This is a genomic window from Zhongshania guokunii (assembly GCF_040892635.1).
Lineage (GTDB): Bacteria > Pseudomonadota > Gammaproteobacteria > Pseudomonadales > Spongiibacteraceae > Spongiibacter > Spongiibacter guokunii.
The window spans coordinates 1-26,363 of sequence record NZ_JBFRYA010000011.1 but is presented as its reverse complement, the minus strand read 5'-3'; the positions used below and the strand labels follow the sequence as shown (position 1 = coordinate 26,363).

26 protein-coding genes are annotated in these 26,363 nt (G+C 50.0%); 6 read left to right on the top strand and 20 right to left on the bottom strand.

The genetic code is table 11. The annotated features are described in order from the left end of the window. Positions 1-31: 31 nt before the first annotated feature. The 8 genes from AB4876_RS12845 to AB4876_RS12810 all read right to left on the bottom strand — a co-directional run bounded on the left by AB4876_RS12845 (position 32) and on the right by AB4876_RS12810 (position 5,173). On the bottom strand, positions 32-316 hold the full coding sequence (locus AB4876_RS12845; RefSeq protein WP_368382121.1) for a hypothetical protein: 285 nt from the start codon (positions 314-316) through the stop codon (positions 32-34). Positions 317-339: 23 nt separating this feature from the next. After that, positions 340-1,263, bottom strand: a complete 924-nt coding sequence (locus AB4876_RS12840; protein WP_368382120.1) for a glutathione S-transferase family protein — start codon at positions 1,261-1,263, stop codon at positions 340-342. Positions 1,264-1,305: 42 nt separating this feature from the next. Continuing rightward, entirely contained in the window at positions 1,306-1,527 is a 222-nt protein-coding gene (locus tag AB4876_RS12835; protein ID WP_368382119.1) for a penicillin-binding protein, read from the bottom strand. 101 nt (positions 1,528-1,628) lie between these two features. Next, a complete protein-coding gene (locus AB4876_RS12830) occupies positions 1,629-2,138 on the bottom strand; it encodes a hypothetical protein (RefSeq protein WP_368382117.1) in 510 nt (169 codons plus the stop codon). A gap of 168 nt (positions 2,139-2,306) precedes the next feature. Next, entirely contained in the window at positions 2,307-3,008 is a 702-nt protein-coding gene (locus AB4876_RS12825) for a transposase (protein WP_368382115.1), read from the bottom strand. Between the two features lie 70 nt (positions 3,009-3,078). Further along, entirely contained in the window at positions 3,079-3,588 is a 510-nt protein-coding gene (locus AB4876_RS12820) for a transposase (RefSeq protein WP_368382114.1), read from the bottom strand. A gap of 219 nt (positions 3,589-3,807) precedes the next feature. Next, complete coding sequence (locus AB4876_RS12815; protein WP_368382112.1) at positions 3,808-4,506, bottom strand: hypothetical protein; 699 nt, start codon at positions 4,504-4,506, stop codon at positions 3,808-3,810. 79 nt (positions 4,507-4,585) lie between these two features. Beyond that, positions 4,586-5,173, bottom strand: coding sequence for a hypothetical protein (locus AB4876_RS12810; protein ID WP_368382111.1), 588 nt, complete (start codon positions 5,171-5,173; stop codon positions 4,586-4,588). An 829-nt stretch (positions 5,174-6,002) separates the two neighbouring features. On the opposite strand from AB4876_RS12810, the gene AB4876_RS12805 reads away from it, so the two are divergent. The 4 genes from AB4876_RS12805 to AB4876_RS12790 all read left to right on the top strand — a co-directional run bounded on the left by AB4876_RS12805 (position 6,003) and on the right by AB4876_RS12790 (position 8,963). Next, positions 6,003-6,833: an ATP-grasp domain-containing protein gene (locus AB4876_RS12805; protein WP_368382110.1), complete on the top strand. Its 831-nt coding sequence runs from the start codon at positions 6,003-6,005 to the stop codon at positions 6,831-6,833. Positions 6,834-6,927: 94 nt separating this feature from the next. After that, positions 6,928-7,542: a LemA family protein gene (locus AB4876_RS12800; protein WP_062384726.1), complete on the top strand. Its 615-nt coding sequence runs from the start codon at positions 6,928-6,930 to the stop codon at positions 7,540-7,542. Next, positions 7,542-8,288, top strand: coding sequence for a TPM domain-containing protein (locus AB4876_RS12795; protein WP_368382108.1), 747 nt, complete (start codon positions 7,542-7,544; stop codon positions 8,286-8,288). The genes AB4876_RS12800 and AB4876_RS12795 overlap by 1 nt, the downstream gene beginning before the upstream one ends. A gap of 60 nt (positions 8,289-8,348) precedes the next feature. Then, complete coding sequence (locus tag AB4876_RS12790; protein ID WP_368382106.1) at positions 8,349-8,963, top strand: TPM domain-containing protein; 615 nt, start codon at positions 8,349-8,351, stop codon at positions 8,961-8,963. Here AB4876_RS12790 and AB4876_RS12785 read toward each other — a convergent pair. The 4 genes from AB4876_RS12785 to groES all read right to left on the bottom strand — a co-directional run bounded on the left by AB4876_RS12785 (position 8,958) and on the right by groES (position 12,275). After that, positions 8,958-9,215, bottom strand: a complete 258-nt coding sequence (locus AB4876_RS12785; RefSeq protein WP_368382105.1) for a YkgJ family cysteine cluster protein — start codon at positions 9,213-9,215, stop codon at positions 8,958-8,960. The genes AB4876_RS12790 and AB4876_RS12785 overlap by 6 nt on opposite strands. A gap of 75 nt (positions 9,216-9,290) precedes the next feature. Then, complete coding sequence (locus tag AB4876_RS12780; RefSeq protein WP_368382103.1) at positions 9,291-10,205, bottom strand: DMT family transporter; 915 nt, start codon at positions 10,203-10,205, stop codon at positions 9,291-9,293. A 124-nt stretch (positions 10,206-10,329) separates the two neighbouring features. Continuing rightward, the gene (groL, locus tag AB4876_RS12775) at positions 10,330-11,964 is read right to left on the bottom strand and encodes a chaperonin GroEL (RefSeq protein ID WP_368382101.1); all 1,635 of its coding nucleotides are present in this window, start codon (positions 11,962-11,964) and stop codon (positions 10,330-10,332) included. Beyond that, positions 11,961-12,275 carry a co-chaperone GroES gene (gene groES, locus AB4876_RS12770; RefSeq protein ID WP_368382099.1) on the bottom strand — a complete coding sequence of 105 codons (315 nt, stop codon included), beginning with the start codon at positions 12,273-12,275 and terminating at the stop codon, positions 11,961-11,963. The genes groL and groES overlap by 4 nt, the downstream gene beginning before the upstream one ends. A gap of 228 nt (positions 12,276-12,503) precedes the next feature. Between groES and AB4876_RS12765 the strand changes: the two genes are divergently transcribed. Further along, a complete protein-coding gene (locus AB4876_RS12765) occupies positions 12,504-13,100 on the top strand; it encodes a hypothetical protein (protein ID WP_368382098.1) in 597 nt (198 codons plus the stop codon). Positions 13,101-13,152: 52 nt separating this feature from the next. On the opposite strand, the gene AB4876_RS12760 is transcribed toward AB4876_RS12765, so the two are convergent. From AB4876_RS12760 to AB4876_RS12730, 7 genes are all read right to left on the bottom strand, one after another. Beyond that, positions 13,153-14,814: an MFS transporter gene (locus tag AB4876_RS12760; protein WP_368382097.1), complete on the bottom strand. Its 1,662-nt coding sequence runs from the start codon at positions 14,812-14,814 to the stop codon at positions 13,153-13,155. A gap of 267 nt (positions 14,815-15,081) precedes the next feature. After that, on the bottom strand, positions 15,082-17,478 hold the full coding sequence (locus tag AB4876_RS12755; RefSeq protein ID WP_368382095.1) for a TonB-dependent receptor: 2,397 nt from the start codon (positions 17,476-17,478) through the stop codon (positions 15,082-15,084). Positions 17,479-17,712: 234 nt separating this feature from the next. Beyond that, positions 17,713-18,501, bottom strand: a complete 789-nt coding sequence (locus AB4876_RS12750; RefSeq protein WP_368382094.1) for an enoyl-CoA hydratase/isomerase family protein — start codon at positions 18,499-18,501, stop codon at positions 17,713-17,715. A gap of 12 nt (positions 18,502-18,513) precedes the next feature. Beyond that, positions 18,514-19,578 carry a 2Fe-2S iron-sulfur cluster-binding protein gene (locus AB4876_RS12745; RefSeq protein ID WP_368382092.1) on the bottom strand — a complete coding sequence of 355 codons (1,065 nt, stop codon included), beginning with the start codon at positions 19,576-19,578 and terminating at the stop codon, positions 18,514-18,516. A gap of 26 nt (positions 19,579-19,604) precedes the next feature. Then, the gene (locus tag AB4876_RS12740) at positions 19,605-20,726 is read right to left on the bottom strand and encodes a fatty acid desaturase (protein ID WP_368382090.1); all 1,122 of its coding nucleotides are present in this window, start codon (positions 20,724-20,726) and stop codon (positions 19,605-19,607) included. Positions 20,727-20,872: 146 nt separating this feature from the next. Then, positions 20,873-23,605 (bottom strand): winged helix-turn-helix domain-containing protein, encoded by a 2,733-nt coding sequence (locus tag AB4876_RS12735; protein ID WP_368382088.1) that lies wholly within the window; start codon positions 23,603-23,605, stop codon positions 20,873-20,875. Between the two features lie 121 nt (positions 23,606-23,726). After that, entirely contained in the window at positions 23,727-24,014 is a 288-nt protein-coding gene (locus AB4876_RS12730; protein WP_368382087.1) for a hypothetical protein, read from the bottom strand. Positions 24,015-24,444: 430 nt separating this feature from the next. On the opposite strand from AB4876_RS12730, the gene AB4876_RS12725 reads away from it, so the two are divergent. Continuing rightward, positions 24,445-25,050: a hypothetical protein gene (locus AB4876_RS12725; RefSeq protein ID WP_368382085.1), complete on the top strand. Its 606-nt coding sequence runs from the start codon at positions 24,445-24,447 to the stop codon at positions 25,048-25,050. 94 nt (positions 25,051-25,144) lie between these two features. Here AB4876_RS12725 and AB4876_RS12720 read toward each other — a convergent pair whose 3' ends face one another. Next, a complete protein-coding gene (locus tag AB4876_RS12720; protein ID WP_368382083.1) occupies positions 25,145-25,876 on the bottom strand; it encodes a hypothetical protein in 732 nt (243 codons plus the stop codon). Positions 25,877-26,363 lie beyond the last annotated feature (487 nt).

The following is a 26,363-nucleotide window of genomic DNA, read 5'->3' as shown; positions in this document are numbered from 1 at the left end:
TCACGAACACTCACAAAACCAAACCGTTGCCTTATTGCTTCATACTCGCTTTATTGCCCGCCAGAAATCCAGCATCAGACATAGCGGGCATCGCACAATATGTGGAGTCCTCTAGCAAACTTGCACGCTGAAAATCGGCGGTCAAATACACCATCACACTGCAATGCAAATCACTCGATTCATGACGATAGACCGCCAACATAGTGGACGGCCTACCTTCTTCCTCATAAACCCGGGCAAGATGAGACTCAAGATCAGCGAGCATGCCCGTTGCGAGCATGGCATCACCTAGGTTTACTTTTAGCCATGTATTCATTGCTTGTTATGGGACACTGTTAATCATCCCGCAACCAGGGAATAACCAGTGCGGGGAAAGTGGACATGCAGCGTTCCAAATTCGCTACTCTCCCGAGCGACAATAATTCGATTCTCAGTTACCGCCGCTAGCGTTCCGCTGACGGGCACCACGCCGTAGTCCAGTGGCGCAACCTGAACCACTTGCCCAATTTGCAGCGAACCATGCTCGGTACTGGTCGGCAGTGCCCGAGGTTCCGATACTCTGGCCACTTCAAAGGCCTCCGCCTGTGTTATTTCCTTGCGTTGGCCATGCCCAAACTCTTCGACCGCCTTATACCAGCGCAGAACGTTTGCACCCGCCGCCAAGGGCTTGCGATTGCAACTCACATGAAGCCACAGCGGGTGGTAGCACGCAAAATCCGCGACCGATGGCGCATCGCCCCCGACCCAAGGATATTCCGCTAGCCTAGCCTCCAAGGCGTCGAGAAAAGACTGCAGAACACCCGCCGCCTTGGCCGCCGCTGGCGGCCGGCTTGTGCCACCGCGTAACAAGCTAGACCGGTCCTTGGCAAAACGGTAGGTGCCGATGGGGCCGAAGCTTCTGAGCATAGTGCCCAGCAGCCGCAATGGCGGCACCGCTCCGACCGCCGCAAAAAAAGCCTTCTCTTCCGCCTGTTTCATCAAGGCCAAGGCATCGCCTTCGACTGTTGCGGGATCAAGCGCTGCGCAGCCCGTTACAGTCGCCACTTCCTGAGCAATCAGTGCGGTGTCACAGAAAATGTCGGCGCCAATCTGGGCTACCGGAATTCGGCGGTAGCCACCCGTTAAAGGATCGACATTCGGCCGGGGCGGATAAACCGGTGACAGCAGTGAATGCCAGCGGGTATTAGTAAAACCGAACATCAGCCGAATTTTTTCCGCGTAAGGCGAGTTCTCATAGTGATGCAGAATGATTGAATCGTTCATTGTTTCGCTCGGTCTCTTAATGAATAAACGGCTACTCGCAAATTAATAAGTAGAGTTAGGCGTATTCTCAGGGTTTATTTCGCCATAAACCTCATCAGGGTCTACATCATTAATCAGTAATATTTCTCTCACTGTTTCAACATGATCTAATACTTTTTGGTAGCCGTCACCATACTCATATTTAGTGACTTCAATGGCTTTTGGCATGTAGGTGAACGCGATTTTTAATGCGTTTAAAGCAGTTGGGCTTAGTTTTTCAGTCATTTTAATACTCATTCTCTGATTGTTGGTATTCAGAACGCTCGCATTTGCGATTGGTTTGGAGCGCAGCGGAAAACCAATCCGACAACACGCGTTCGTTACATTTATCCTGATATATACTCTAGAAGTTCAGCGTTTGCTGCGTTTTTCATAATGCGGGCTCTTGCCGGTCCAACACCATAAATTTTTTCAATTAAGCTTTCTTCAGTATTAGCGTGCAAATTTTCGATTGTTTGAATACCCGCAGACTTAAGCTTCTCCTTTTGCCATGATGTAAGCAGAGCTAAAACATCAATTGATTTCTCAAGTAATGAATTCAAGGACTTTTTGTACTGAAGCTCATCATTGGCCTGTAGCAATACATCACTTCCCGAATATGAAGGATGGTTTTTACCAAACTCAGGGAATTTTTTAATTGAAATATTTTTATAAAATTCCAAAGATTCCCCATGCGGATTACTCTCAAGTGAGATCATACAGCCATATTTAATTTCATACCTTGTTCCCAGTTCTGCTCTAGTAGCCCTGACTGCACTGTCAACCATTCGAATAATCCCTGTATAAGTCAACAATCTTAAAGCCTCTTTAACAGCCTCTGGTGAATCTTTGTGCACCCAAAAGTAAATCGTTGATTCGTCTACTCCTTGTTCTTTTCTAGATTTGTTATAAGCTTCAACTCGCGGGATTGCTGTGTTTTCTAGAAAATCTCGCCCCCAATCAATTACTGCTTGATGCCCTTTATATTTATCACCTAGTTCAGTGTGCTCTCAGAGTAAAAGGGGTCAGAGCCCTTTTACTCCATTCTTCGCTGGCCGCCCTCGCCTCGCGTACCCTACCTTGCATTGTAAACGTTGTTGCACCCTCTCTTTAAACCAATCGTTACCTAGGGGAGTACCCGACTGCCAAGATTCTCGAATCAGTTTGATATCTGCTTCATCCATCGTACCTTCAAACATATCGCAATACGCTCGGTGGCGGTCTTCGCGGGTTTTGCCTAGCTTTTCGTATAGAGAATGAAAACGAAGGAAGCTGATCTCTCTGACGCCCGCATTATGACAAAAGCTAGACCAGCGGTATTGACCTGGCCGCACAACCATTGCTGCCCTCACGGGGTTTAACTCTATGTACCGCATCACCGTAAAAAGATACGCCTCGTCCTGAACTAGACTAGCTTTGTATCGCCCTTCCCACGCCGAGCCGCTCCGGCCATATTTGTGATTGAGATACGGTACGTAACGTCTTCCGATAAATTGCATCAACCGGCTTATCTGAATTCCATCCTCAGGTGTAACGAGCAGATGGATATGGTTAGTCATAAATACGAAGGCATGTATGGCGATATCATACTTTTGAGCCCCTTCACCTAACCAATACGCATACGTCGCATAGTCCTGCGCTTCAAAAAATATTGGTTCTCGCGAATGACCTCGCTGAACTATATGAACAGGTACGTCCGGTAAATAATAGCGTGGCTTTCTAGGCATCGTTTCTTCCCTGAAACAACTTCGACAAAGTCAGACTAGCAAAGCGTCAATGCGCAGTCACCCCAGCCGATCAAAAAAGGGCTCTGACCCCTTTAATTTCGTATAGAGAATGAAAACGAAGGAAGCTGACCTCTCTGATACCCGCATTATGACAAAAGCTAGACCAGCGGTATTGACCGGGCCGCACAACCATTGCCGCCCTCACGGGGTTTAACTCTATGTACCGCATCACAGTGAAAAGATACGCCTCGTCCTGAACTAGACTGGCCTTGTATCGCCCTTCCCACGCCGAGCCGCTCCGGCCATATTTGTGATTGAGATACGGTACGTACCGTCTTCCGATAAATTGCATCAACCGGCTAATCTGAATTCCACCCTCAGGCGTAACGAGCAGATGGATATGGTTAGTCATAAATACGAAGGCATGTATGGCTACATCATACTTTTGAGCCCCTTCACTTAACCAATACGCATACGTCGCATAGTCCTGAGCTTCAAAAAATATGGGTTCTCGAGAATGACCTCGCTGAACTATATGAACAGGTACACCCGGTAAATAATAGCGTGGCTTTCTAGGCATCGTTTCTTCCCTGAAACAACTTCGACAAAATCAGACTAGCAAAGCGTCAATGCGCAGTCACCCCAGCCGATCAAAAAGGGCTCTGACCCCTTTTGTTCTGATCCCTTTAATTATTACTTCGACGGACATTGATGCTCCTTCAAAAATGCATAGCGCGGCGCTCTGCGGCAAACTTCGAGTACAGCGGAAATTTTTTCCGACAGCAGTGATTTGTTAGCCTTATAGTACGACAACTCTTGCACCTGACCCTCTGAGTGATTTCATGCCCTCACAAGGAGATATAGAAAGAACGCCGAACCTATATTTCACTTGTCCCTGATACCTATCACCAAGTGGGAATGAGCCCGCTAGCTTTATAACGTACCTAGATTTTTTACTGTAACTAAGCCCATTTGATTCCAACGATGAGTCTGAGCTTAGTGTTACCAGCAAAATTTTGGTAAAAACACCAGAACCACCCCCATTGCTCCAAGTTTGCACAATGTGAACACCGCTAAAGGATCTGCCGATATACTTATACGAAACCCAGCCTTCTTCAGTAGAGGATTTGACAATAGGATACCCATCTGTTTCCTCCGCAGTGACTTCACCATGATACCGATTTGAATCATTTGATCCGGTAATATTGATAGATACGATTTGATCCCCTGCGTCACTAAGCCAACCAGATAAATCATACAATATTTGGGGGTTAATAAACTCCGGATTAATAAAGGAGAATCTAGCCGATTCGAGGTCTCGAATAAGCTGATTCTTTGGAGTTAGTGCAAATACGTTTTTACCTATAACACCATGTATGTCATCACGAAAGAACCCTGCAATAGTAAGCAGAAGTGCAACTACTGGCTCTGGGCTTTGATCTAGAAGAAGCCAAATAATGCAACCTATGAAAGCCAAATAGTTAATTACTCTATACAAGACCTGAAATTCCTTTGGTAGCTAACGCTCTAAACAGCCGCGCGGATTTTTCTTATTAGGCACACAGCCCCGCTTGAAGTTATTTTTTTCGCCATATAACCTCGCCCGGCCCTCCCGTACTTGGGAATTGCCACCCCATTAGCGTTACGCTATCGATTACGCTGCAAATTAACTCGGAAACGTGCGATTGGAGTCGCTGTAGAAACTGGACATCAATTGCAGTTTCAAACTTCTCTCCCTTCCGATCTACGTAGAACGGCAACGATGCCTTACTTTTGTCTGGCTGATTCCACGAACCATGACAAAGCACATTGCGGATTTTTGCTGATTTTCTCAAATCTTCTAGCAGTTGATCGGCATGTCCTAACCTAGTATCAGTATTATCTTTCAAAGCTTTCGCATATGTATCAATCAATGCATTCAATTGATCTGATAGTGATCTTTCGACTTTTGGAATCCATCGCTGGTAGGCACCTGCAATCTCATCTTCGCGATATGTGGTCGTTGCTGTTATCGCAAATATAGCCTTTACAAGCGTGCCCTCTAAAAAACCAAACGTTGCCACAGCGCGCCCCAAGCATTCCCAGAAATAGTCATCATGCAAATGAGTGGGGTAATGTGTTGGCAACGAATCACGATCGACCCTGTATGCTGCTCTATCATTCATGTGACTTTACTCGCTTACCTAACAGTTTTATCAAAAGACCTGCGCCATATATACCTTTAGCCCCTTTATATTAAAGCTAGCGCTTTAGCAGGGATAAAAAAACATGAGGGAATTCAAGAAGGTGACTACATCGCTATTGGCGAGTGCCGAACAAACGAAGACTACTTCCCTATATCTCTGCCAAACATTCCTTTGCCGTGATCATATCCCGTTTTTTATAAACTTCAATGAGTTAATGCGTGGGTACTGCTAGTGTCAGCGACGGGCTTCCAAACTGGCAAGTACCTAATAGTGGGCTTGATCCAGTGTCTGGTTGGGGGGATATGAATTACTTCGGTGGTATATGGATTCTGAATCAAGTTCAGAATGACGAGACGGGGAGCGCAGATTGGCAATGTGACACGTTCAGAGTGACGAAGCGTGATGTTCAGAATGGCGGTACGCGGGATTCAGAAAGGCGGTGCGGAGATAGCGACGGGGTGCGGAGATTTACCGAGCGAGTGGGGTAACGCCAAAATAGGCAAAGCCGTCTTACCGAACTTGATCCGGCATCTAGTGAGGGGGATATGAATTACCTCGGTGGTATGTGGATTCTGAATCAAGTTCAGAATGACGGTAGGTGGGATTCAGAAGACGATGTGCGACGTTCAGAGTGACGGTAGGTAACGCTCAGATTTACGGCACTTACATCGCTGGCTGGCGATGTGTGACTCGCACAATGGTTTTTGGGCCACCGTCTGCGCCAAAGCCAATAAATGCCACTCTGTACATATTGTCGAATTTCCATTTAAACCGTATAAAGGCGCACCTCAATTTTCTGTAGTCAATCATGGCTTGGATTTCATTCGATATTTTCCGCACTCTTGGTTTTAACGACACTAAGCAGTTAAAACCCGAGCAAATTTTTAAGCATAAAGACGAAATTAGCGCGGCCGATTGGGTTTTATACCCTGAGTATTGGCAGCTCAACGCCTTAATTTACGGTCTTAAAGCGCGGGTATTCCCCAGCCAAGCCAGTTACCTGCTGGGCCACAATAAAATTGAGATGAGCCGCGCCTTTGAAATGGTCGCGCCCGGCAATACTCCCCATACCGAGATTAGGGCTAATACCCCCAGTAACGCGGAGGAATTGTGGGAGCTTATGCTGCACCCCTTTGTTGCCAAGCTTCCCAAAGCGTCTCAGGGCAGTGGCGTTTGGTTGATAAAAGACCGGGCCGAGTGGCGCGCGTATTTGGAAAAGACCGATGTTTTGTATGTTCAGGAATACTTGCCCATTAACCGCGACATTCGCGTGGTAATTATTGGCGATACGGTAGTGAGCGCTTACTGGCGACTGCAATCTGACCAAGGGTTTTACAATAATGTCGCCAAAGGCGGAGTGATTGAACAAAGCGCAGTGCCCGCGCAGGCGGTGAATCTGGCGCTGCATTTAGCGCAAACCCTGGACATTGACCACGCCGGTTTTGATATTGCCATGGTCGGCGACCACCCCTATGTGTTTGAGTTTAATCGCCTATTTGGCAATCAGGGCATTGAGGGTGGCGAGCAAAAGATTCGCGAGGCGATTATCGATTATTTAATGCGCAAACAGGAGCCAACGGGGCCGAACTTCCCCAAAGCGCCAGCCAGCGGCCGAAAGCGTTTGCGCAGCGTGGCGTAATACACTCGCTGCAGAACTGAGCAAATGCGCCTCTCTGCAGGTGTGCGTCGACAGTGTTACCATGAGGGCTTGTTCGTTCCTTGAGGCCTGAATCATGCAAGCAGCTACATCGTCCTTTGTCCGTCGCAGTCATACCCTGTTTATTTTGCTTTTGGCCAGCCTACTGCTGAGCGGCTGTGGTATTAACAATATTCCCCGTTTGGACGAAGAGGCCAAAGCCGCTTGGGCGCAGGTAGAAAATCAGTATCAGCGCCGCGCCGATCTTATCCCCAATTTGGTCGCTACCGTGAAAGGCTTTGCCGCGCAGGAGCAAGAAACCCTAACTGCGGTGGTTGAGGCCAGAGCAAAAGCAACCTCGATGCAGGTTGATGCCAGCATTTTAGATAACCCCGAGAAACTGCAGCAGTTTGAAGCGGCCCAGGCCAAGCTCAGCGGCGCGCTAAGTCGCTTGATGATGGTTCAGGAGCGCTACCCCGATTTAAAATCCAACCAAAACTTTTTGGCGCTGCAATCTCAGCTGGAAGGCACCGAGAATCGCATTAGCGTTGCCCGCCGCGACTTTATTCTGGCGGTAGGTCGTTATAACACCGAGATTCGCACTTTTCCCGGCAAGATCTGGCACAGCATGATGTATAGCGAGCTAAAAGAGCGTGAGACCTTTAAGGCCACTGCACCGAAGGCGGAAGAAGCGCCCCAGGTTAACTTTTAATGCGCTTATTCCTAACGCCTTTATTACTCGTATGCAGCCTGCTGTTCAGCCTGTCTGCCCTCGCCGCCGAGCCGGAATTTCCCAAGCTTAGCGGCAGGGTGGTAGACAATGCCAAGCTGCTGTCTGCCGCCACTGAGCAAGATCTGAATCGACAGTTGGCGGCGCAGGAGCAACGCACGGGCAATCAGATTGTGGTGGTTACCCTACCCGACTTACAGGGCTACGAGATTAGCGACTACGGTTTTCAGTTGGGCCGCCACTGGGGCATTGGTCAAAAAGATACCAATAATGGCGCCCTGCTGATTATTGCGATGAAAGAACGCAAGATGCGCATTGAAGTGGGCTATGGCCTTGAGGGCTTACTCACCGATGCCCGCAGCGCCGAGATTATTCAGCAAATCCTAACTCCCGCCTTTAAATCTGGCGATTTTGACGGCGGCGTGAAAGCTGCCGTTGAGGCCATGGTGCTTGTCATCGACGGCAAAACACCGGCGATTGCCAAAACCCAGGAAACGAAAAAGCAGACTCCACCAAAACTTGGTGGTCTCTTACTGCTCGCCGTTATCTTTATGATGATGGGCGGTGGTCGCGGTCGCGGCGGCCGGGGATTCTTGGGCGGTGCCCTACTCGGCGCGGCATTGGGTAGTCGCCACGGTGGTGGCTTTGGCGGCGGTGGTTTTGGTGGTGGCGGTTTCGGCGGCGGTGGCGGCGGCTTCGGTGGTGGCGGTGCATCTGGTGGCTGGTAGCGAAGCCACCTTCATTCTGTAGCTAAGGCTTTGAACCTAGAACCTAATACGGATTTCACTATGTCGCTAATCAATGAACAAGAACAACAGTTACTCACCGAGGCCATACAGCGGGTAGAGGGCCAGACCAACGCGGAGCTGGTCACGGTGCTGGCCCGCCAAGCCGATGACTACCGCTATATTCCGCTGCTCTGGGCGAGCTTGCTAGCGCTGCTGCTACCCGGCGCAGTGAACTACTACCCGGCGTGGCTTAACCCTCATCAGCTAATACTGAGCCAGTGGGCATTATTCATTGGTCTGGCGCTGCTATTTCAAATACCGGCTTTGCAATACCGGCTAATTCCCCGCCAAGTACGCTTTTGGCGAGCCAGCAATTTAGCGCGTCGGCAATTTTTGGAGCAAAACCTTCATCACACCAAGGGTGAAACTGGCATATTAATTTTTGTTTCAGAAGCGGAACGCTACGTAGAAATTTTGGTTGACCGGGGCATTTCTGCAAAGATACCTGACGCGTATTGGCAGGCCATTGTGAAGCAATTTACCGCGCAAGTGCGCAGTGGCAATACCGCCAAAGGGTTTGTTGAATGTATTGAAGCTTGCGGCGTTGAGTTAAAGCGTCAGCTGCCCGCCACCAGCGAAAAGAATGAATTGCCCAATCATTTAGTGATTTTATAATTGGATTTCTTCGCGCTCGTTTAAGCACTCGTAGGAACCGGTCGCAAACTCCCGACAGATAAAGGGCCGGTTTTCATAAATGGAGCACAGCATGGTGTGACGGTCTAGTGCCGCACACCAGCCATCACTCAGCCGCGCCATTACTTCACCACCCCATTCATCGCGCTGAATAAAACGCTCGGGCACACCGGTCTCAGTAATCAGCATCACCTCTAAACGACAACAAGACGCTTTACAAGTAGAGCAGCTCACCGCTGACGGGGTAGTCGCATCGGTGGCGATAGGGTGTGTTTTATTTAACGCTTTAATAGTAGAACCTATAAAAAATTAGTAAACAGATTTGTGTGCAAGCGACTTCTTTACCCCTTGCTCTGCCATGAGAATACCGCCGACCACCAAGCTCAGCGCCAGAAAATGATAGGTCTTAAACTCTTCAGACAAAATGACAACCGCCAACACCGAGCCAAATACCGGCACTAAATTAATGAATAAGTTGGCGCGATTACCGCCGATTAGGTCCACCCCGCGCATATACAATGACTGAGCGATAAGTGACGGGAATATCGCAATATACAATACGACGCCAAAGCCACGGGCGTCGGGCATTATTGTGTAACCGGCCATATATTCGTAAGCACTAAAAGGCAGCGACGAGATAAACGCAAAAAATGCTAACACCATAATCATGCTGCGCCAGTGCAGTGGTGGCCGAAAGCGCAGGGCAACGGTATAGCCGCCATAGAGCAGAGTCGCCAACAGCATTAGGGCATCGCCCCGATTCAAATCCAAACTTAATAAGCTGCTTAAGTCGCCGTGGGCGACGGTGATTAATACGCCCAACAGGGTCAAGCTAAAGCCCAGCATTTGCAGTTTTACCGGCCGCAAACCAAACAAGAGGAAATTGCCCAAAAACACAATCAGCGGCATGGCCGACTGTTCAATGGTCACATTGATGGCACTGGTGTAGTTTAATGCCCAATAAAACAGCGCATTGAAGGTGGTAAACCCCAAGGCGCCGTACAAAAATAAAGTGAGCCAATGTTGGCGAATCAGCGACCACTCTCGCACGGCGTCTTGCCATGCAAAAGGGACAATAAATACACAGGCAAACAACCAGCGCAAGGACGTGAGCAACATCGGCGACACATGGCCAACCGCCAATTTACCGGCAACGGCATTGCCACCCCAAAGCAGGGCAACCACGATTAAAAGAATGAAGGGATTGCGGAACAGCGATTTCATTGCCTGCCAAACTAGCCGTTATTGAGGCGAGCCAGTTTAACAGTAAGACAGTGGGAATACTTGACGGCCAATATATTTTCAAAAGACGATAAGCACAGGGGGTATTCACCCCCTGTGCAGCGGCTTAACCGAAGTCAGGCATTTGCGGATGCGCAGCGCCGTCCTTTTTATCGGCGGGCTGGTCTGCAATCATCGCGTCGGTAGTGAGCATTAAGCCCGCAATCGACGCCGCGTTTTGCAATGCGGTGCGGGTGACCTTGGTGGGGTCAATAATGCCGAACTCCAACATATCGCCGTAATCCCCGTTTTGGGCGTTATAGCCGAAAGCGGCGCTGTCTTGGGCGCGGATCTTGTCTAACACCACACTGGCCTCGACACCGGCGTTGTTGACGATCTGCCGGAAGGGTTCTTCCATTGCCCGCAAGGCGATTTTAACCCCTACCTTCTGATCTTCGTTGGCGGCCTTCACGCCCGCCTTGCGCAAGACGTCAGCGACTCTTACCAGACTAACACCGCCACCGGGCACAATGCCCTCTTCCACCGCCGCGCGAGTGGCGTGAAAGGCGTCATCGACAAGGTCCTTCTTCTCCTTCATTTCGACTTCGGTCGCCGCGCCAACCTTGATTACCGCAACACCGCCAGCCAATTTCGCGACGCGCTCTTGGAGTTTCTCGCGGTCGTAATCGGAGCTGGAATTTTCGATTTCGGCGCGAATCTGCGCTACGCGTGCGTCGATGTCGCCGCGCTTCCCGTAGCCGTCGACCACGGTGGTATTGTCTTTATCAATCACCACCCGCTTAGCGCTACCCAATTGCTCTAGGCTAACGTGTTCAAGGTCGAGGCCAACTTCCTCTGCGATCACGGTTGCGCCCGTTAAAATGGCGATATCTTGCAGCATCGCTTTGCGACGGTCACCAAAGCCCGGCGCCTTAACGGCCGCCACTTTGAGAATACCGCGCAAGTTGTTCACCACCAGTGTTGCTAAGGCTTCACCCTCAATGTCCTCAGCAATCAGCAGAAGCGGACGGCCCGCCTTCGCCACGGCTTCGAGGGTTGGCAGCAGCTCGCGAATATTGCTGATTTTTTTATCGACCAACAACAGATACGGGTTGTCGAGTTCGACCTGCATTTTCTCTTGGTTGGTGATGAAATACGGCGAGAGGTAGCCACGGTCAAACTGCATGCCCTCAACCACTTCCAGCTCGTTTTGGAGTGATTTGCCTTCCTCAACAGTTACCACACCGTCGCGACCAACTTTGTCCATGGCCTGGGCGAGTATTTCACCAATGTCGGTATTCCAGTTCGCCGATACCGTGGCAACTTGGCCAATGGCCTTGTTGTCATTGCAGGGCTTAGACATTTTGCTAAGTTCGGTAGTGGCGTCGGCCACGGCGGCGTCAATGCCGCGTTTTAAATCCATAGGATTCATACCGGCGGCAATGGCTTTGTGGCCTTCCCGCAGGATCGCTTGCGCAAGTACGGTGGCCGTCGTTGTACCGTCACCGGCAACATCGGCGGTTTTCGACGCGACTTCCTTCACCATTTGCGCGCCCATGTTTTCGAACTTGTCTTGCAGTTCAATTTCTTTCGCGACCGAGACGCCGTCTTTGGTGATGCGCGGTGCGCCAAAACTCTTGTCGAGTACAACGTTGCGGCCTTTGGGGCCGAGGGTGACTTTTACCGCATCGGCGAGAATATTCACGCCATTCAACATGCGCTCACGGGCATCGTCTGAGAATTTAACGACTTTCGCACTCATGCTGCTTTCTCCTGTATTTCTGCTTGTTCAACAACGGCAAAGATTTCATTTTCTTTGATAATCAGATAGGTCTCTCCGTCGATTTTTACCTCGCTTCCGGCGTACTGGCCAAACAGTATCCGGTCGCCAACCTTGACCGCCAACGGCCGCTGCTGACCATTCTCTAATATGGCGCCAGCCCCTACCGCTACCACTTCGCCCTGGGTGGGTTTTTCTGCTGACTTATCTGGAATGACAATACCGCCTTTGCTTTTGGTTTCTGCGGCAAGTCGTTTTACGAGTACCCGATCATAAAGAGGCTTGATACTCATGAATTAATCCTCCAACAAAAAAATGACAAGCGTATATCTCATTTCCCTAGCGGGAATGAAGGAAGCGCTTATTCACTCACCACTTCCTTCTGAATTCCAAAATGGGATCCCTTAGCGATTTTTCAAGTCGGTTTTTTATATCTTTTTTTTATAAATTCAGGTGTTTTTTATAATTAGATTTTTTGATTATATAGCTATAGAAAAGCATCGCAGATGGTGGAGAAAAGCATGGCAAATGACCCTAGCCTATCCCTTAATAGCAAGCTGGCCGACTATTTCCATCTAAGGTTACAAGAGCTTGGGCAACAGCAATCTGCGCCACCTCAAGACGACACGCTCTGGTATATAGGCGATATGTTGGCGCGCTTTGGTGACAGCGATCAGTTATTTAGCTACGAGTACGGCCGCATTGGTTTACGCCCCCTCGCCTTACTTTATAAAGATGCCCATGAAACCAATAACCTTCGCGAACGCGGCTTAATTCTTCGACAACTCGGCGATATGGCGCTTTTTGTGGGCGCCTTATTTCCGGAAAACTACCAGCGCCGAGGCATTAAGAAAGATTATTTTGTGGGGATGGGCGGTGGCGCGTACAGCTATCTTTCTGAAACAGAATTGAAAAACCGTCACATATTTGCTGAGCTAGCAACAAGTTTTACCCTAATACTAGAATTGATCGCACAAGCCTGTGAGAAACAAACCGCCTTCGATCACGGCGATGTATTGACCCTGTACCAGCGCTGGCAAAAAACTCGTGAGCCGAGAGTCGCAGCGCAGTTACGCGCCTTGGGCATCGCGATACCAGATAGCAATTTTTTACACTAGGGCCAAAATCGGAATCTAAAAATAAGCCTCGCCCAATTGCTCGTAATAGCAGCTAGCTTTCTATATGCAGTGCCTCGTCGCCGCGATCTGGGGCTTCATCGCTCCAGCGCACCGAGCCCGCCGGCCGGTCTAGCCAGCGCCGCACTTTAATAGGCTCAATGCCAATATGCATTCTGGCCGCTTCGCGATGAAGTTTGCTGTCTTCAACCGTGCGCCGCTCGCGCAAGCGTAGGTAGTCGTGCCAGGTTGGGCAGCTGAAGCGCTCTAACCAGCGTTCTGGATCGGCAATATCGCGAGATATCGACCAGCCGTAGGCGCCATTGCGGGAGCGAACTTGCTGCTGCTGGCGCATGAGATTGTAAAAATCACGAGCCTTGTCTTCGGGAATAAGATATTGCAGTTCAATACTAATTGGGCCGCTGCGGCCGCTAATACCCAATTTAACATCGGGGTCCTCGGCGAGTTGCTCGTCGAGCTCAGTGGATTCTGTGCGATCGGCAACTGGTAAAAAATAACCGAGCAGTAATGACAAAGTGAGGCCCACCGCGGCCGCCTCAAAGGCCAAGATTAGGCCGTAGTCCCGCGCCACAAGCCCCCACATCCAAGAGCCAATAGCCACGCCCAAGGTAAGTGATGCACTGCAGGTGGCAATAGCGCGCCCGGTAACCCAGCGTGGCACCAACAGCTGCACCAATACACTGATGGTGGTGGTAATCATCATCCATGCCATGCCAGCCAGCATTAATATAATAAGGTCGAGTATTAAGCTGCGGCTGTAGGCCAAGGCTACTAAGCTCGCGGCGATCACCAAGCAACACAGTCGTAGAGTGTTCTCGTTACCGATTTTAGTCCGCATGGGGTGCAGTACGAATATGCCGCACACCGCACCAACACCAAAGGCACCCAACAACAACCCAAAGGTGCCGGCATTGCCCACTAACAGCTCGCGGGCGATAAGCGGCATGAGTGATGGCAGCGCAGCGCCCAGCAGACAAATGACAAAGGCCCGCGCAATAGCTCGGCGCACCGGCTGCATATTTAATACATAGCGCACCCCAGAATTGATGGAGCGCAATAAGCGCTCTGGCGGTAGCCGCGAGGTTTCCGGTACCCGCTTCCAGCGCCGCAGGGATTCCAGCATTGGTATAAACGATAATGCATTAATGGCAAACGCCGCCGTAGCGCCAAAGGCAACCACAATCAAACCACCAATGGCAGGTCCGACACTGCGCGCTAAATTAAAGCTGATATTGTTCAGTGCTACCGCTTGGGAAAGCAGGCCAATAGGCACTTGTTCTGCAATAGATGCACCCCGCGCCGGCGCGGCCAAGGCGCTACCGGTACCCACTAAAAAACATAATCCCAGCAAGATCCAAGGCGTAATAAGGCCGAGCATCGACACCAACATCATTAGGGCCGCGGCAACCAGCGACAGGAAAAAGAACAGCAACTGCACCTTGCGACGATCATATATATCGGCAATTGCCCCGGCCGGAAGCGCAAATAGGGCCATGGGTAGAAAGGTAGCTGTTTGCACCAGCGCCACGTGATCGGCGGTTGAGATACTGGTCATTATCCATGCAGCGGCCACGCTTTGAATAAGACCACCGGCATTAGACACGGTATTGCTGAGCCACATATTTCGGAATGAGGCGTGCTTAAGCGGCGAAAATATCCCGCTATTATTGTCGTTTTCGCTTGCCAGTGTTGGCATCGTACCTCCGCTCGCCAGTGACTATGCGGCAAAAATAGGCTGTGAATACGCCTGTGCACAGAAAAGCCGCAAACTATTTTGATCGCCACCGCACATGAAAGCCAGACCCGATGTGGCCTTGCAATGAAAAACCGATGAACAGCTATTGGAACAGTGTAGCGCGCTAAGCAGGCAGCATTGGCCACAGGGGTGAAATAACAGACGAAAAAAACCCCGAACCGGTTTAGTGGTTCAGGGTATAAAACTGAGGCTAGCTTAAATGAGGGTTTAAAATTCGAGTTTTAGTTTGGCGCCATAGAGCTTTGGCGAACCGTAGTTTGCTTGAATGCCGTAGTCGTTTTCGAGTAATTGCACAAAGTAGAGCTCGTCTTTGGCATTGCTCACGTATCCGGTCAGCGTTAACCCAAGCGGTTCGTAAATCCAAGAGATACGCCCACCCCACAATTCATATTGCGGCTGCAGGGCATTGGGGTTGCCAGAGGATGTGAGGTAGAAATCACTTTTATAAGCGTAATCAAGGCCGATTTCGATGTCGCCAAATGCACCAAACTGCAGAAATTGGTTGATCGCTACATTGGAGCTAAACCGTGGGGTGCGGGCAACTCGGTTACCGGTAAAGTCGCGACCAGGTAGCTGGGTTAAACCGCCGGGGCCATAAAATAGGCCGGTGTTTTCGTCAAAGCCAGAGCCGTTCTTATAGTCGGTGTAAACTGCGTCGATATAAGAGGCCCCTGAGTTGATCGCTAAACCAGGATTGAGGTTTGGCATCGGCTGCCACAGCGCCTCTAGTTCAACGCCCTCGGTTTTCGATTCGCCGGCGTTAAAGAAACGCACCACACCACCAGAGGTTAAGGATACCACCGAGGTAATTGGGTTTTCTGTTATCGACTGGAATATGGCGCCATTAAATCGTAGGGTATCGTCGAACAAGTCTGATTTAAAGCCTAATTCAAGCGCGGTGGTGGTGGACTTATCTACCGCATCCGGTGCCGAGAAAAAGTTGAGAATATTGTAAGTCTGGCTTTTAAATGCCCGCGAGGCTGACGCAAAAATCTGCACACTGTCGCTGGCGAACCACTGCAATGCAAAACGCGGTGCGACCGATTCATCACTGAGATCAGGAACGGTAAACGTAGCAACACTGATATTCTGGCTGCGGTCGTCGCTTTGAAAATATTCGGGATTGCTCTCTCTTGTTAACATGGGATTCACAACGTCAAGGTAGTTGCGCACCAAGCCGCGGGTCTCCTCTTGATAACGCACACCCACAGTCGCGGTGACGGTATCCGTAAGGCGATAATCACCCTGCGCGTACACCGAATCAGATTCAATGGTGATGTTACCGCCGGACTCCAAGGTTACTCGCGTACCAACAATTGGGCTGAGAATATTGGCGATTGGATCTGGCACTGCGTCCAAAATACTGCCCACCGCCGTTTCACCAGACACATCAAAGAAGATTCGGTCAAAACCACCGCCGGCCTCTAAGTGATACAGACCCGCCACCCAAGTTAATTTATCAGAATGCCAAGTGTCTTCATTAGAGCTAATTTGTAATTCAAAAGTCTCTTGAAAGGTAGGCTCATCGTAGGTGTGAAAGCTGGTGCGTTCAAACTCGGTGCCGTCGTAGTCGGTGTGGGCGCCAAGATCGTTTTGAACATTAGACTTTTGGTCCGAATATACAAACTTCAAATCTACTGGCCCCGCCGCCCACTCCGCGATAAAGCCAAGTAAATCACTTTCGCTGGATACAAATCCGGTCACATTATTCTTTGAAATACGATCTGGCTCGTCAGGCGCTGAGCCCAAGGCTAGGCCCAAGGGGCGAATATTTTCATTGCGCAACGATTCGGCAATCACCTGCTCAGACTCTTGGTAGATACCGGTTAAGGTAATCGAGTCACCCAAGAAGTAACGCAATTTAACGCGAATACTTTTTGAGTAATCGTTTAAGGCCTCGGTCTCAACACCGAAGAGAGTGTTTTTGCCGTAGGGTTCACGTTCGTCGTCATAATAGGAAATAGACGCTGCAAAATCTTCCGTTAAGGCCGCATCTGCATAAAACAGAATATGTTCTGCTTCGTAGTTACCTTTGTTGTACGTTAGCTCCGCGGTATAACCTTCGGTTGGCAGCGTTTTAGAAATAATACTAATAGCACCGCCAGTGGCTGAGCGACCAAACAAGGTGCCCTGCGGCCCCTTGAGTACTTCTATACGCTCCACTGGGCCAATGGCATCTTGCTTACCGTGGGAACCGGCAATATTGATATTATCAATATACGTGGCAACACTTGGCTCGGCGTTAGGCAGAAAGGCCTCGCTGCCCACGCCGCGCAGGTAAATTAGGGTGTAACCATATTGTTCGGTAAAGGTTAGGCCGGGAGTAATTTTTTGTAAATCAGCAGTATCTTCAATACCAAAGGCTTCTAATTTTTCACCGCCTATCGCCGCCATGGTAATGGGTACATCTTGGGAGTTTTCTTCTCGTTTTTGGGCCGTCACCACAACCTCTTCGAGGAGGCGATTGCTCCTTTTCTTGGTCGCTGGGGCGTCATCTTGCGCTTGGGCAGAAATTGCTAAAAAGGGACTACTTACCACCAGTATTCGCGCCGAGGTTTTAAAGATAGCGCCGAATCGACTTGGCCTTTTGAATGCTGTTATCACCTCAAGTACTCCCATACCTAATTTTTTTATTGGCTGTATTGTGTATTTAGCGGCGTGACTATACCCAAACCCTAAGTTTGGTTTTTACCCAGGCTCAGAATAATGCGCAGTAGATTCGCAATTAAATTAAAGGGCTTGAGCTGCCGCCCTTGGTTAGAGCACTGTAGTTATTTATTAGCGCTCCGTCGGCGACGACAGTAAGCGCTCGCATCGATTGCTTGCCGGTTTGGCAATTTAGCGGCCGCAGAATTTAGCTACTTCGCGCTTTATAAAGGCGCTGACCCCAGCTTTGAAATCTGCCGTTTTTGTGGCTGCGCAAAAAGCGACGCGCTCGGCCTTGAGCTGTTGCTGAAGGTTTTTGTCGCGCCCCTCGCGGACTAGATTTTTATATTGGCTATACGCTAAGCTCGGCCCTGATGCTATTTTTTCCGCCAGTTTCGCAGTGGCGGTTTCAAGTTCATTTGCAGCAACCAGCTTGTTCACAAAACCGTATTGCAGAGCCTCGGCGGCAGACCACGTTTCACCTAAATACATCAGCGCTGCAGCGCGGCGCTCGCCGAGTAAGCGCGGCAAAAAATAACTGGCGCCACAATCTGGCGGCGCACCTATTTTGTCGTAGGCCAGCATAAATCGCGTGTCAGTGGCGGCGATAGCAAGATCGGCCGCCGCCATTAAGCTAATACCCGCACCGGCTACAGCGCCATGGACACTCGCTAACACCGGCGCAGGATGCGCTTGAAAGGTTTTTATTACCGGTTCCAACGCATCCAACAACTGGTTAACCGTATTATCTGCGGTGGCAAAGTCACTGGCGAAGCCCGCCAAATCGCCACCCGCCATAAACGCGCGCCCCGCGCCCCGCAAAATAATACAGCGTAGGTCTGGTCGCGCATCCAGCTTAGCGGCAACCGCTTGCATCGCCTCGGCGGTTGCAACGTCCAGTGCATTTAAGACCTTGGGGCGGTTAACGGTTATGGTCGCGATTAAACGCGTTTCGTCTATTGCTAAGGTCGCTAGTTCCATTGCCATATCACCTCAGCCCGTAGGCATAAACTTGTCGGCATGAATGCGCTCGGGGTCCATACCCATTGCCAGTAATTTTTGCTCAACTGCATTAACCATGGGCAAGCCGCCGCAAATAAATGCCGCTGATCTGCGATAATCGACACCGAGCTGATCGTCGAGGGGCACTGTGACCAAGCCCCGTGCGCCCTGCCACGCCGAGCCTTCTGGCTCGTGGGATACAATTGGAATAATACGCAGCCGGCCTGGAAAGCGAGCTTGCAGAGCTTCTAATTTATCCATGGCGAATATTTCATTCGCGAATTTCACACCGAAGATCACCACAAATGTAGCGTGCACGGAACTTGATAGGCGCTTCTCTAAAATAGAAAGTACCGGCGCTAGACCCGTGCCACCCGCCACGCACAAGCCCGGCAGGTCTGCGTCATCAACACCCATCACGCCATAGGGGCCGTGCAACCACATTTTTACGCCTGTGCGGTCTTCCTTAAAAAGCCATTCTGAAAACTCGCCGCCGGGAAGACGCTTAATTAGAAATCCTACTTCCGTGGCGCCGACACCCTCCGCCGGCGGTGCGTCGCTAAAACTAAAACAGCGACGCACAAAAGATCCTGATTCGGCCAGAAAGCCATATTGGCCAGCCTCGTATTGAAATGGGGTTTCTAGTGCCATTCTCAATTCAATCACTTCGCCAGGTAGCTGCTTCCACAGCACTATTCGGCCCGCGACTTGTTGCTCCGGCACAACGTGGTGCTGGCCCAACTTTATCTGGATATTAATATTGCCGCGCACCTTGCCTTGGCAAGCCAAGAAATAACCACTTTCGATTTCAGCATTGGTCAGCGGCGACAGCGCAAGGTCTACCATTGGCGTTACTTTTCCGGAAATCAATTTAGTCTTGCACTGGCCACAAACCCCTACGCGGCAATTGTGGGGATAATCTATACCCTGATCGAGCGCAGCTTTAAGTAGCATGTCATTTCGGTTAACCGAGAAGCCGTCTTTGTTTGAATCACCAACTGACACGGAGCAAATTTGCTCGGCAGCTAAATTGCGCTGCGCGCGTACATCATTCATTACTTCTACCTCATTCAAGCGCACTGCTATGCAAGCGCCATTGCACCTGAATTAAAATTAGATGAGTCGTCATTTAACTCGTCCCAACCCGCGCGCGTATTTTCTCTCGCGGCAATTTCCCGCTCCTGAGGATTGGCGTAATGCTCGTCCCAGTTTTTTAACAAAGGCTTCATAGCCATCATGAACAAGGGCGGGATAAACGCCATAATTACGCACAAAATAAAGGGCGGTTGCTTGGGGCCAATTTCGTCTGGCGCCAGCTCGTAGAAGGGCTTATAACTGTCGTCGTGATGACCTGCATGATTAGTAATTTCTAAGGCCAAAATTCTTGTAAAGGGTGTTAGGTGATTCCATGTGTGGTGCTTTTTAAAACGGCCAGGCGTTGCCGAAACTAGCCCGTAGTGATTGCAGTAGTTAAATACTTCAAGCTGCATACGAGGGCCGAGAATCAGTGTTGCGCAGGCCAAGCCGCCACCCACTAAACCACCAACGGAAAACAGCACAACAAGAAACAGCGAGAAGTACGCAACTTTAAATACCCAGGCATTGCGAAGGTCGTACCATTTGCGGCCGCGCTTGGTCCACATCATTTTTTCAAGGTGGTAGGACTCTTTCCACTGACCGGGAAAAGTACGAGTAAAGTGGCCGTAAACGGTATCGCCGCGACGGGCGTAGTCTGGATCGGTTGGCGTGGCGGTATGCATATGGTGGGTGACCACATGGGTAATTTCGCGCCATGGATCGAACACCAAACACTGACCAATCCGCCCTAAGGTTCGCAGCGCTATGCCCTCGCGGTGAAACAGTTCGTGCACTGGCGGCGCGCCAATCACAAAACCAATCATCACCGTGCCTAAAAAGGCACCGGTCTGTGCAGCGCCGCCAACAAAATGCCCGCTACCCGCTAAGTAAGCGTAGAAAAATATATTGGCAAAGCACGCCAATACCGTGCAGGTTATAACGGCGTCGTACAGCCAGGGATAGCGGGTATCACGAACATGATGGCTGGGCTTTAGAAAAGCATCAAAGCACAGAACCCACATAAGCACGGCAAAACCTACCCACGCATAGGCACCACCGAGCGCCATGCCCCAGGCGTGAAGTGTGAGGATAAATGGTGAGAGTAAGTATTTTATATAATCGGTCATGGCTAATTTCCTGTTGTCATTTCCCGGAAGTAACAACCGGTAAAAACGTTACGGTAATAGCTTGAACGAAGTTGTGAAAAGGCGCCCCATCCCTAAGTTTGGCAATCGCCAAACTTAGGGACCTAAAAATCAACAACGGGGTAAGGTTAGTGAGATATAAGGCTAAAACTACGCGCTTTTGAAATTGCCGAGGAGCGATTGGCAACGCCCAATTTATTGTAGAGATTGTACAAATGCCATTTCACCGTGGCCACAGAAACATATAGGCGATCGGCGAGTTGCTGATTAGTCAGCCCCGCATCAATCAAATGCAGTAGCTCAAGCTCCCTTGGTGTAAGCGCCTCCAAGAGTTTTGGCTCTGCATCAAGGCCGTCGAGTTGCTCAAGAACTGCGATATTGGCAATGGGCAGGCTTTGACATATTTCAGCAAAAAACTCTTTTTCTTTGGTGTCGGCAAAGCCCCAGCTTTTGGGCTTGGTTTCATTTACTAAGCCAGCGATAAGATCGGCTCGATCCCTAAACGGGCGAATATAACGGCGTTTCGCCGCATAGCTGATTGCTCTTGTGAAATAGCGAGGCGCATTTTCTGGGTTAGTGCCGCGCATTGCGCAGGTCATTTGCTGTAGCGACAATTCCACCAAGTGACCGCTGCGGCCCTGCGCTTTAGCAAGTTCAATTGCCTTGGCAATTCTGACTTCCGCCTGCGCGAAGCGACCTTGCGCAAGGTCGAGGTCGGCTAGGGTTTGATCAATTAAAAAATTAGTGATCGCGCAGTGTTTTTCGCTAATAGCATCGGCGCTCAAACCCATTCGTCGCGCTTCTTCCAGCGCACCGTCGAGACGCCCCAATCTAAGCAAACGCTGAACGATAAAGCATGACAGCATAATCGACAGCCGCCACGGAAAGCCGGACGCAATATCTCTGAGTTTTGAGATCGAAATACCATCACCCAGCGGCGACGCCCAAAGTTTTACCGCGCAATTAAGTGCATGTGCGGCGGTGTCGAGCAAACCATGGGTTTGCAGCCTGTCCATACTCGCCCGCAACAGGTCTGCGGCTTCGGCGTCTCGACCAGTCTCTACCGCAGTTAATGCGGCCCACGCCGACACGGTACTACTCATTCCAGAATAGTCGCCAGCAAAGCTGCCAATACGACTTAGCGTTTCGTTCGCCTTATCATAGCTATGGCCGAAATCGCCTTCGTAGATGCCGACCTGGGCAGACAATACCGCAACCCACGCCGCACCGTAGGCGCTATTAGCCTGGCCAATACTGTTTTGTGCATCGCCAAAATACTCTCTGGCCCGCAGGAAATTAAATTGATTACTGAAGTGTACTCCCACCGCACAAGATACGGTTGCCACATCAAAGGGATCATCGTCTTGTTTGCCGGCCAGCCAATCCATACCCATTTGCTCAACCGCGCCGAAATCATCGGTGTAGGTTGCACAGGTGATGCGAATAACCTCTACGCGGCGGCGCATTTCCGGCTCTGCGCCGCTAGAATCAGTTTCTAAACGCGCCGATAGGCGATCTAGCTGCCTAGCGGCATAATCGTAGCGACGGTGAAAGACCAAGGCCCATACATACCAGTAATCTGTTTCTAGGCCCGGCTCAGTGCCTGCGGCGAGGATCTGCTCTACCCAATTAATATATTTGCTGAGGTCACCACGATCGCGCACAAAATTTTGGGCAACCCGCTCTAAGCACTCTACTGCTACTTTGCTATCGCCCGCTTCTAAAGCGTAGTCGATGGCCTCGGTCCAGCGGCCACGTTCCTCAAACCACTGCGAGGCGCGCAGCAATAGTTTCCCGCGGCGGCTTTCGCTTATATGCTGGCGCGCTTGGCCAAGCAAATACTCTCTGAACAAGGAGTGCAGTCGATATTCGTCGCGGTTTCTACTCAGTGGAATAACAAACAAATTGTCGCTTATCATTCTTTTTACGTAGCTTTCAGCGGTGCTGCTAGAGGTGAGGAACTGACACAGCGACACCGTGAAACTCTTGAGCAAGGAGATACTGAACAAAAATTCGCGGAATGATTCTTCGAAGCCGCTGATTAGTTGGTCGTTGAGCATTTGCGCAAGATCGACATCGGCACCGGTAAAAACCTGTAGTAGCGCTGAAGGATCTTCGGCCTTGCCCAAAATTATTTGCATTAAGCGCAGCGCAGCTGGCCAGCCCTCGCTGATTTGCAGCGCCCGATCGATATCCTCGGTGTTTAAGCGACTATTCAGTGTATCGGTAAACATGGCGCGAACGCCGTCGCTATCCAGCATGAGATCTTCATAACCATACTGGCTCACCATGCCCTCTAACATAGGCCGATACAGGCTAATACTGGGCTGCCGCGTGGCGGCCAGCAATAAGTAAAACTTGTCGCTAGTTCGGGAGATTAGTATTTCGATCAGCGCGCTGAGGGTTTCATCGTGGCAGGAATCCAGATTGTCGATAAACAGAAAGACCGGCTCGTCGGTGCTAGAAAACAGCGAGGTGACGCGCTCTATACGCTGTTCAATTGGGTCGTCACTGCGGTGGACATCTTCGGAACGGTAATAACTTTCGCCGCGTGGCGCCAAGAAATACTCTAGGCGCGCTAACACCCGCTCGGCACTATCGTCGTAATCCGACAGGCAAACCCAGTAACTGCTCGCGCCATTGCTAACCGCAAAATTGTACAAAGCGCTCATTAATACGGTTTTGCCATACCCCGTGGGCGCAATTATTTGCGACACCTTAGTAGGAGGTAAACCTGACTCGGTCAATTTTTGATAGGCCTTGGTGCGCACCAGTGGAAACGCAAAACTGGGTGGCTCGTGGCGTGCTAGGGTGTTTCGCATGGCATTTTGTTGATTATTATCGGGCGGAAACAATAGCATGAACCCTCAAAAGCTTACTAGGTACGAAACCTTGCTACCCCCAGCGGCTTGGCAGCAAGTATCAATTATCGCATTGCCAGCATCTGAAAAGCCGACCCTGCGCTGCGGGATACCAGTGGCTTTAGCTGGTAACGAACGCGGGAAAGTACAGCAAGCTAAGCCCAGCAATAGCGGCGGCGCCATGCCCCACATAGGTCCAAATAGGCGCGCCTTTCGTAAATAGAACTCTGAAGAAAATCAAACCACCGATCAGGCCCAGGGAAAACACACCTAGTGACCACCAAACATAGGTCCCGCCCTGCGCGCCAAATTTCAGATTAACAATGAAGAACGCCGCCAAGCCAAATAACGCCGCTAAGCCATGCACCGCGCCAATCCAGCTGGGTAGGCCCAACTTGAGTAATCGCATAACCGCAATCGAAACGCCCGCGAGAGATATGCTTGCAAAATAAAGAAACAAATAGAAGTACGGGAGCATTGGCATTCCACTATTATTAAATTTAGTGCTGCTAGCCTAGCAAGCCCACTACTGCCCAACCCCAACCAAAGGTTTGGTTCTGCACCCAGGCCGAGGGAATGTTTCTGAGCCCGCTTCCGATACCTTTTACTGTGCCAAACGTTCTTGAGCGCGCGTTAAAATCCGGCACAGACTCAAATCACCCAACATAGATGTCACACAGCATTAGTGAAAAAGCTGAGCTGGCAATCGCGGTAACCAAACTTTGGTTTGGTGCTAGCCAAACCCTATTAGGCGCAAACTAACCCCGATAGAAAATAAACACGTAGTGTTATAAGCATAAAAATCGCTATCTGGGTATACCAAGACCAAGGAATACAATATGAATAAACGAATTCTTCCCGCCCTAACGCTGGGCGCGAGTATGTTTTTAAGCGCTGCGAATACACACGCCCAAGTACCCGTGGTGGGTATGCTGCCAACCGGCGCCGGCTTTAATTTTCCTGAACTTGGCGCTCTCGGCTTAGACGGCAGCCTGCCGGGCATTGATGCCCTAAGTGTAGATACATTAAACATGGGCGGGCAGGACTTAGGGCCACTGACCGGAGCCGCGTTTGCGTTAAATAGCCTGCTGCCAACCCTGAGTAAGCCCGGCGAGCTCGCTCCCGCTACGCTGGGCGGCCCCGATATTTTGTTTGGCTTTGTGCCCTCGGCAGAAGTGCTCTATAAAAATCCAGTCGCTATTATTAGCTATGTTTTAAATGGCGGTACCATTTTGTCGCCAAGCCTGAACCAAGTTCCGCCGATTCCCGTTTTATCGCAGCCATTAGCAACCGACGAGCTAGCGGCGATTGACGCTATTGGCTTACCCCTGGATGGCGCCTTGCCCACTGATATTCTACCCTTAAATCTACTCAGCCCGAATAACACAATAGATCAAGCTTTAGGCCTTGGCGCGCAACTTATATCTGCTGCGCCGAGTTTTTAGACCTTGTTTTACGCAATGTAAATATTGTAAAACTTCACCATTTTGAGCCGCGTAGCGGCTCTTTTTTCTGGAAATCTGCAACAAAATTAAGCAATTACGCAGCTCTGGCCTGTGCTAACTGGCGGGCTTTCTCCACACCCGCTGCTCTTAGGGTGATCACGCTCATGGTGATAATCCAACCAAAAAAAACGATCCACACAAACCAAAACGAGATCGCCCCATCATAGGCAAAGGGACCTGTGTAAAAGAATTCTACAAGCCCTGCCGGAACAATGAGCAGTGCTGTCCATAGATTAAAGAATCCAACCCAGCGCGGAAAAATTGGCTCGGGGTTTTTGTCTCCGAGTACCGCCACAGCGATCAGCACCATAAATACCGCGAACGGCGGCCAGCTTAGAATAAAGACAAACCACACGTAGTCATTGGCTAGCTGTAAAAAGGCAGGATTAAGAGACTCTGGTCTAAACGCCAAGGCAGCCCAAGTAATTGGCATAAGTAGAAAAAACACATAGCCGCCACCCGCGTTGGCAATCGCGGTATAGCTAAGCACAGGCATGCCCCGCTCCATTTTTTTCATAAAAAAGATAATAGACATCGACCAGGTTAGATAGAAAGTAAAACCGACACATTCAATTAAAGTGCCCACGCGGATAGCCAATTTTCGGTCGATGTAAATTTGCGCGATTTCTTCGGCGCTCAGCGCCGGCGATGGCGGCGGTATAAAGCCCATCAACCAACCTTGCGCAACAATTAAAGAGATGACCAACACAATACCCGACCACGCCATTAAGCTGACTACCCGCGTATTCATATATTCGTGTTGCATAAGGCTTTTTCCTTTTCATTATTATTAAAATTACGAAAACTAAGCACAACGCCAAAGCAGCAGAATATTTTTTAAAAGACTTACATCAATATCTGCCGGTGGCTGCGATTCGTGAAATTCAATGCTTATGGGAGTGGTTATCAACATATGCAGGCCCTCATAACACCGTATTTTATATTTATAGTTACGGTATAGAGTAAGGGACCTAGCCCCAAGGCGGGCTGTACTAAAGTACGGGTTTTGAAGATATTAATAGTGCGGCGACGCGTTCATTTGCTTTGAACTGAATAGCCCCCAAAACTTTAGACCACTCCGTTATTCAATTTGAAACGGTCTTCATACTGCCTTGGTGACAGCAATCCGTTTGTGAATAGCCCCCAAAACTTTAGACCACTCCGTTATTCAATTTGAAACGGTCTTCATACTGCCTTGGTGACAGCAATCCGTTTGTACCATGCTTGCGTGTCGAGTTGTAAAACATTTCGAT

Coding starts and splice junctions, on each gene's coding strand:
- AB4876_RS12735 (WP_368382088.1), bottom strand. CDS start 23,605: ATGCTATTGTTTCCGCCCGATAATAATCAACAAAATGCCATGCGAAAC.
- AB4876_RS12820 (WP_368382114.1), bottom strand. CDS start 3,588: ATGCCTAGAAAGCCACGCTATTATTTACCGGGTGTACCTGTTCATATA.
- AB4876_RS12795 (WP_368382108.1), top strand. CDS start 7,542: ATGCGCTTATTCCTAACGCCTTTATTACTCGTATGCAGCCTGCTGTTC.
- AB4876_RS12750 (WP_368382094.1), bottom strand. CDS start 18,501: ATGGAACTAGCGACCTTAGCAATAGACGAAACGCGTTTAATCGCGACC.
- AB4876_RS12790 (WP_368382106.1), top strand. CDS start 8,349: ATGTCGCTAATCAATGAACAAGAACAACAGTTACTCACCGAGGCCATA.
- AB4876_RS12825 (WP_368382115.1), bottom strand. CDS start 3,008: ATGCCTAGAAAGCCACGCTATTATTTACCGGACGTACCTGTTCATATA.
- AB4876_RS12760 (WP_368382097.1), bottom strand. CDS start 14,814: ATGCCAACACTGGCAAGCGAAAACGACAATAATAGCGGGATATTTTCG.
- AB4876_RS12800 (WP_062384726.1), top strand. CDS start 6,928: ATGCAAGCAGCTACATCGTCCTTTGTCCGTCGCAGTCATACCCTGTTT.
- AB4876_RS12745 (WP_368382092.1), bottom strand. CDS start 19,578: ATGAATGATGTACGCGCGCAGCGCAATTTAGCTGCCGAGCAAATTTGC.
- groL (WP_368382101.1), bottom strand. CDS start 11,964: ATGAGTGCGAAAGTCGTTAAATTCTCAGACGATGCCCGTGAGCGCATG.
- AB4876_RS12730 (WP_368382087.1), bottom strand. CDS start 24,014: ATGCGATTACTCAAGTTGGGCCTACCCAGCTGGATTGGCGCGGTGCAT.
- AB4876_RS12840 (WP_368382120.1), bottom strand. CDS start 1,263: ATGAACGATTCAATCATTCTGCATCACTATGAGAACTCGCCTTACGCG.
- AB4876_RS12835 (WP_368382119.1), bottom strand. CDS start 1,527: ATGACTGAAAAACTAAGCCCAACTGCTTTAAACGCATTAAAAATCGCG.
- AB4876_RS12720 (WP_368382083.1), bottom strand. CDS start 25,876: ATGCAACACGAATATATGAATACGCGGGTAGTCAGCTTAATGGCGTGG.
- AB4876_RS12740 (WP_368382090.1), bottom strand. CDS start 20,726: ATGACCGATTATATAAAATACTTACTCTCACCATTTATCCTCACACTT.
- AB4876_RS12765 (WP_368382098.1), top strand. CDS start 12,504: ATGGCAAATGACCCTAGCCTATCCCTTAATAGCAAGCTGGCCGACTAT.
- AB4876_RS12845 (WP_368382121.1), bottom strand. CDS start 316: ATGAATACATGGCTAAAAGTAAACCTAGGTGATGCCATGCTCGCAACG.
- AB4876_RS12810 (WP_368382111.1), bottom strand. CDS start 5,173: ATGAATGATAGAGCAGCATACAGGGTCGATCGTGATTCGTTGCCAACA.
- AB4876_RS12725 (WP_368382085.1), top strand. CDS start 24,445: ATGAATAAACGAATTCTTCCCGCCCTAACGCTGGGCGCGAGTATGTTT.
- AB4876_RS12780 (WP_368382103.1), bottom strand. CDS start 10,205: ATGAAATCGCTGTTCCGCAATCCCTTCATTCTTTTAATCGTGGTTGCC.
- groES (WP_368382099.1), bottom strand. CDS start 12,275: ATGAGTATCAAGCCTCTTTATGATCGGGTACTCGTAAAACGACTTGCC.
- AB4876_RS12805 (WP_368382110.1), top strand. CDS start 6,003: ATGGCTTGGATTTCATTCGATATTTTCCGCACTCTTGGTTTTAACGAC.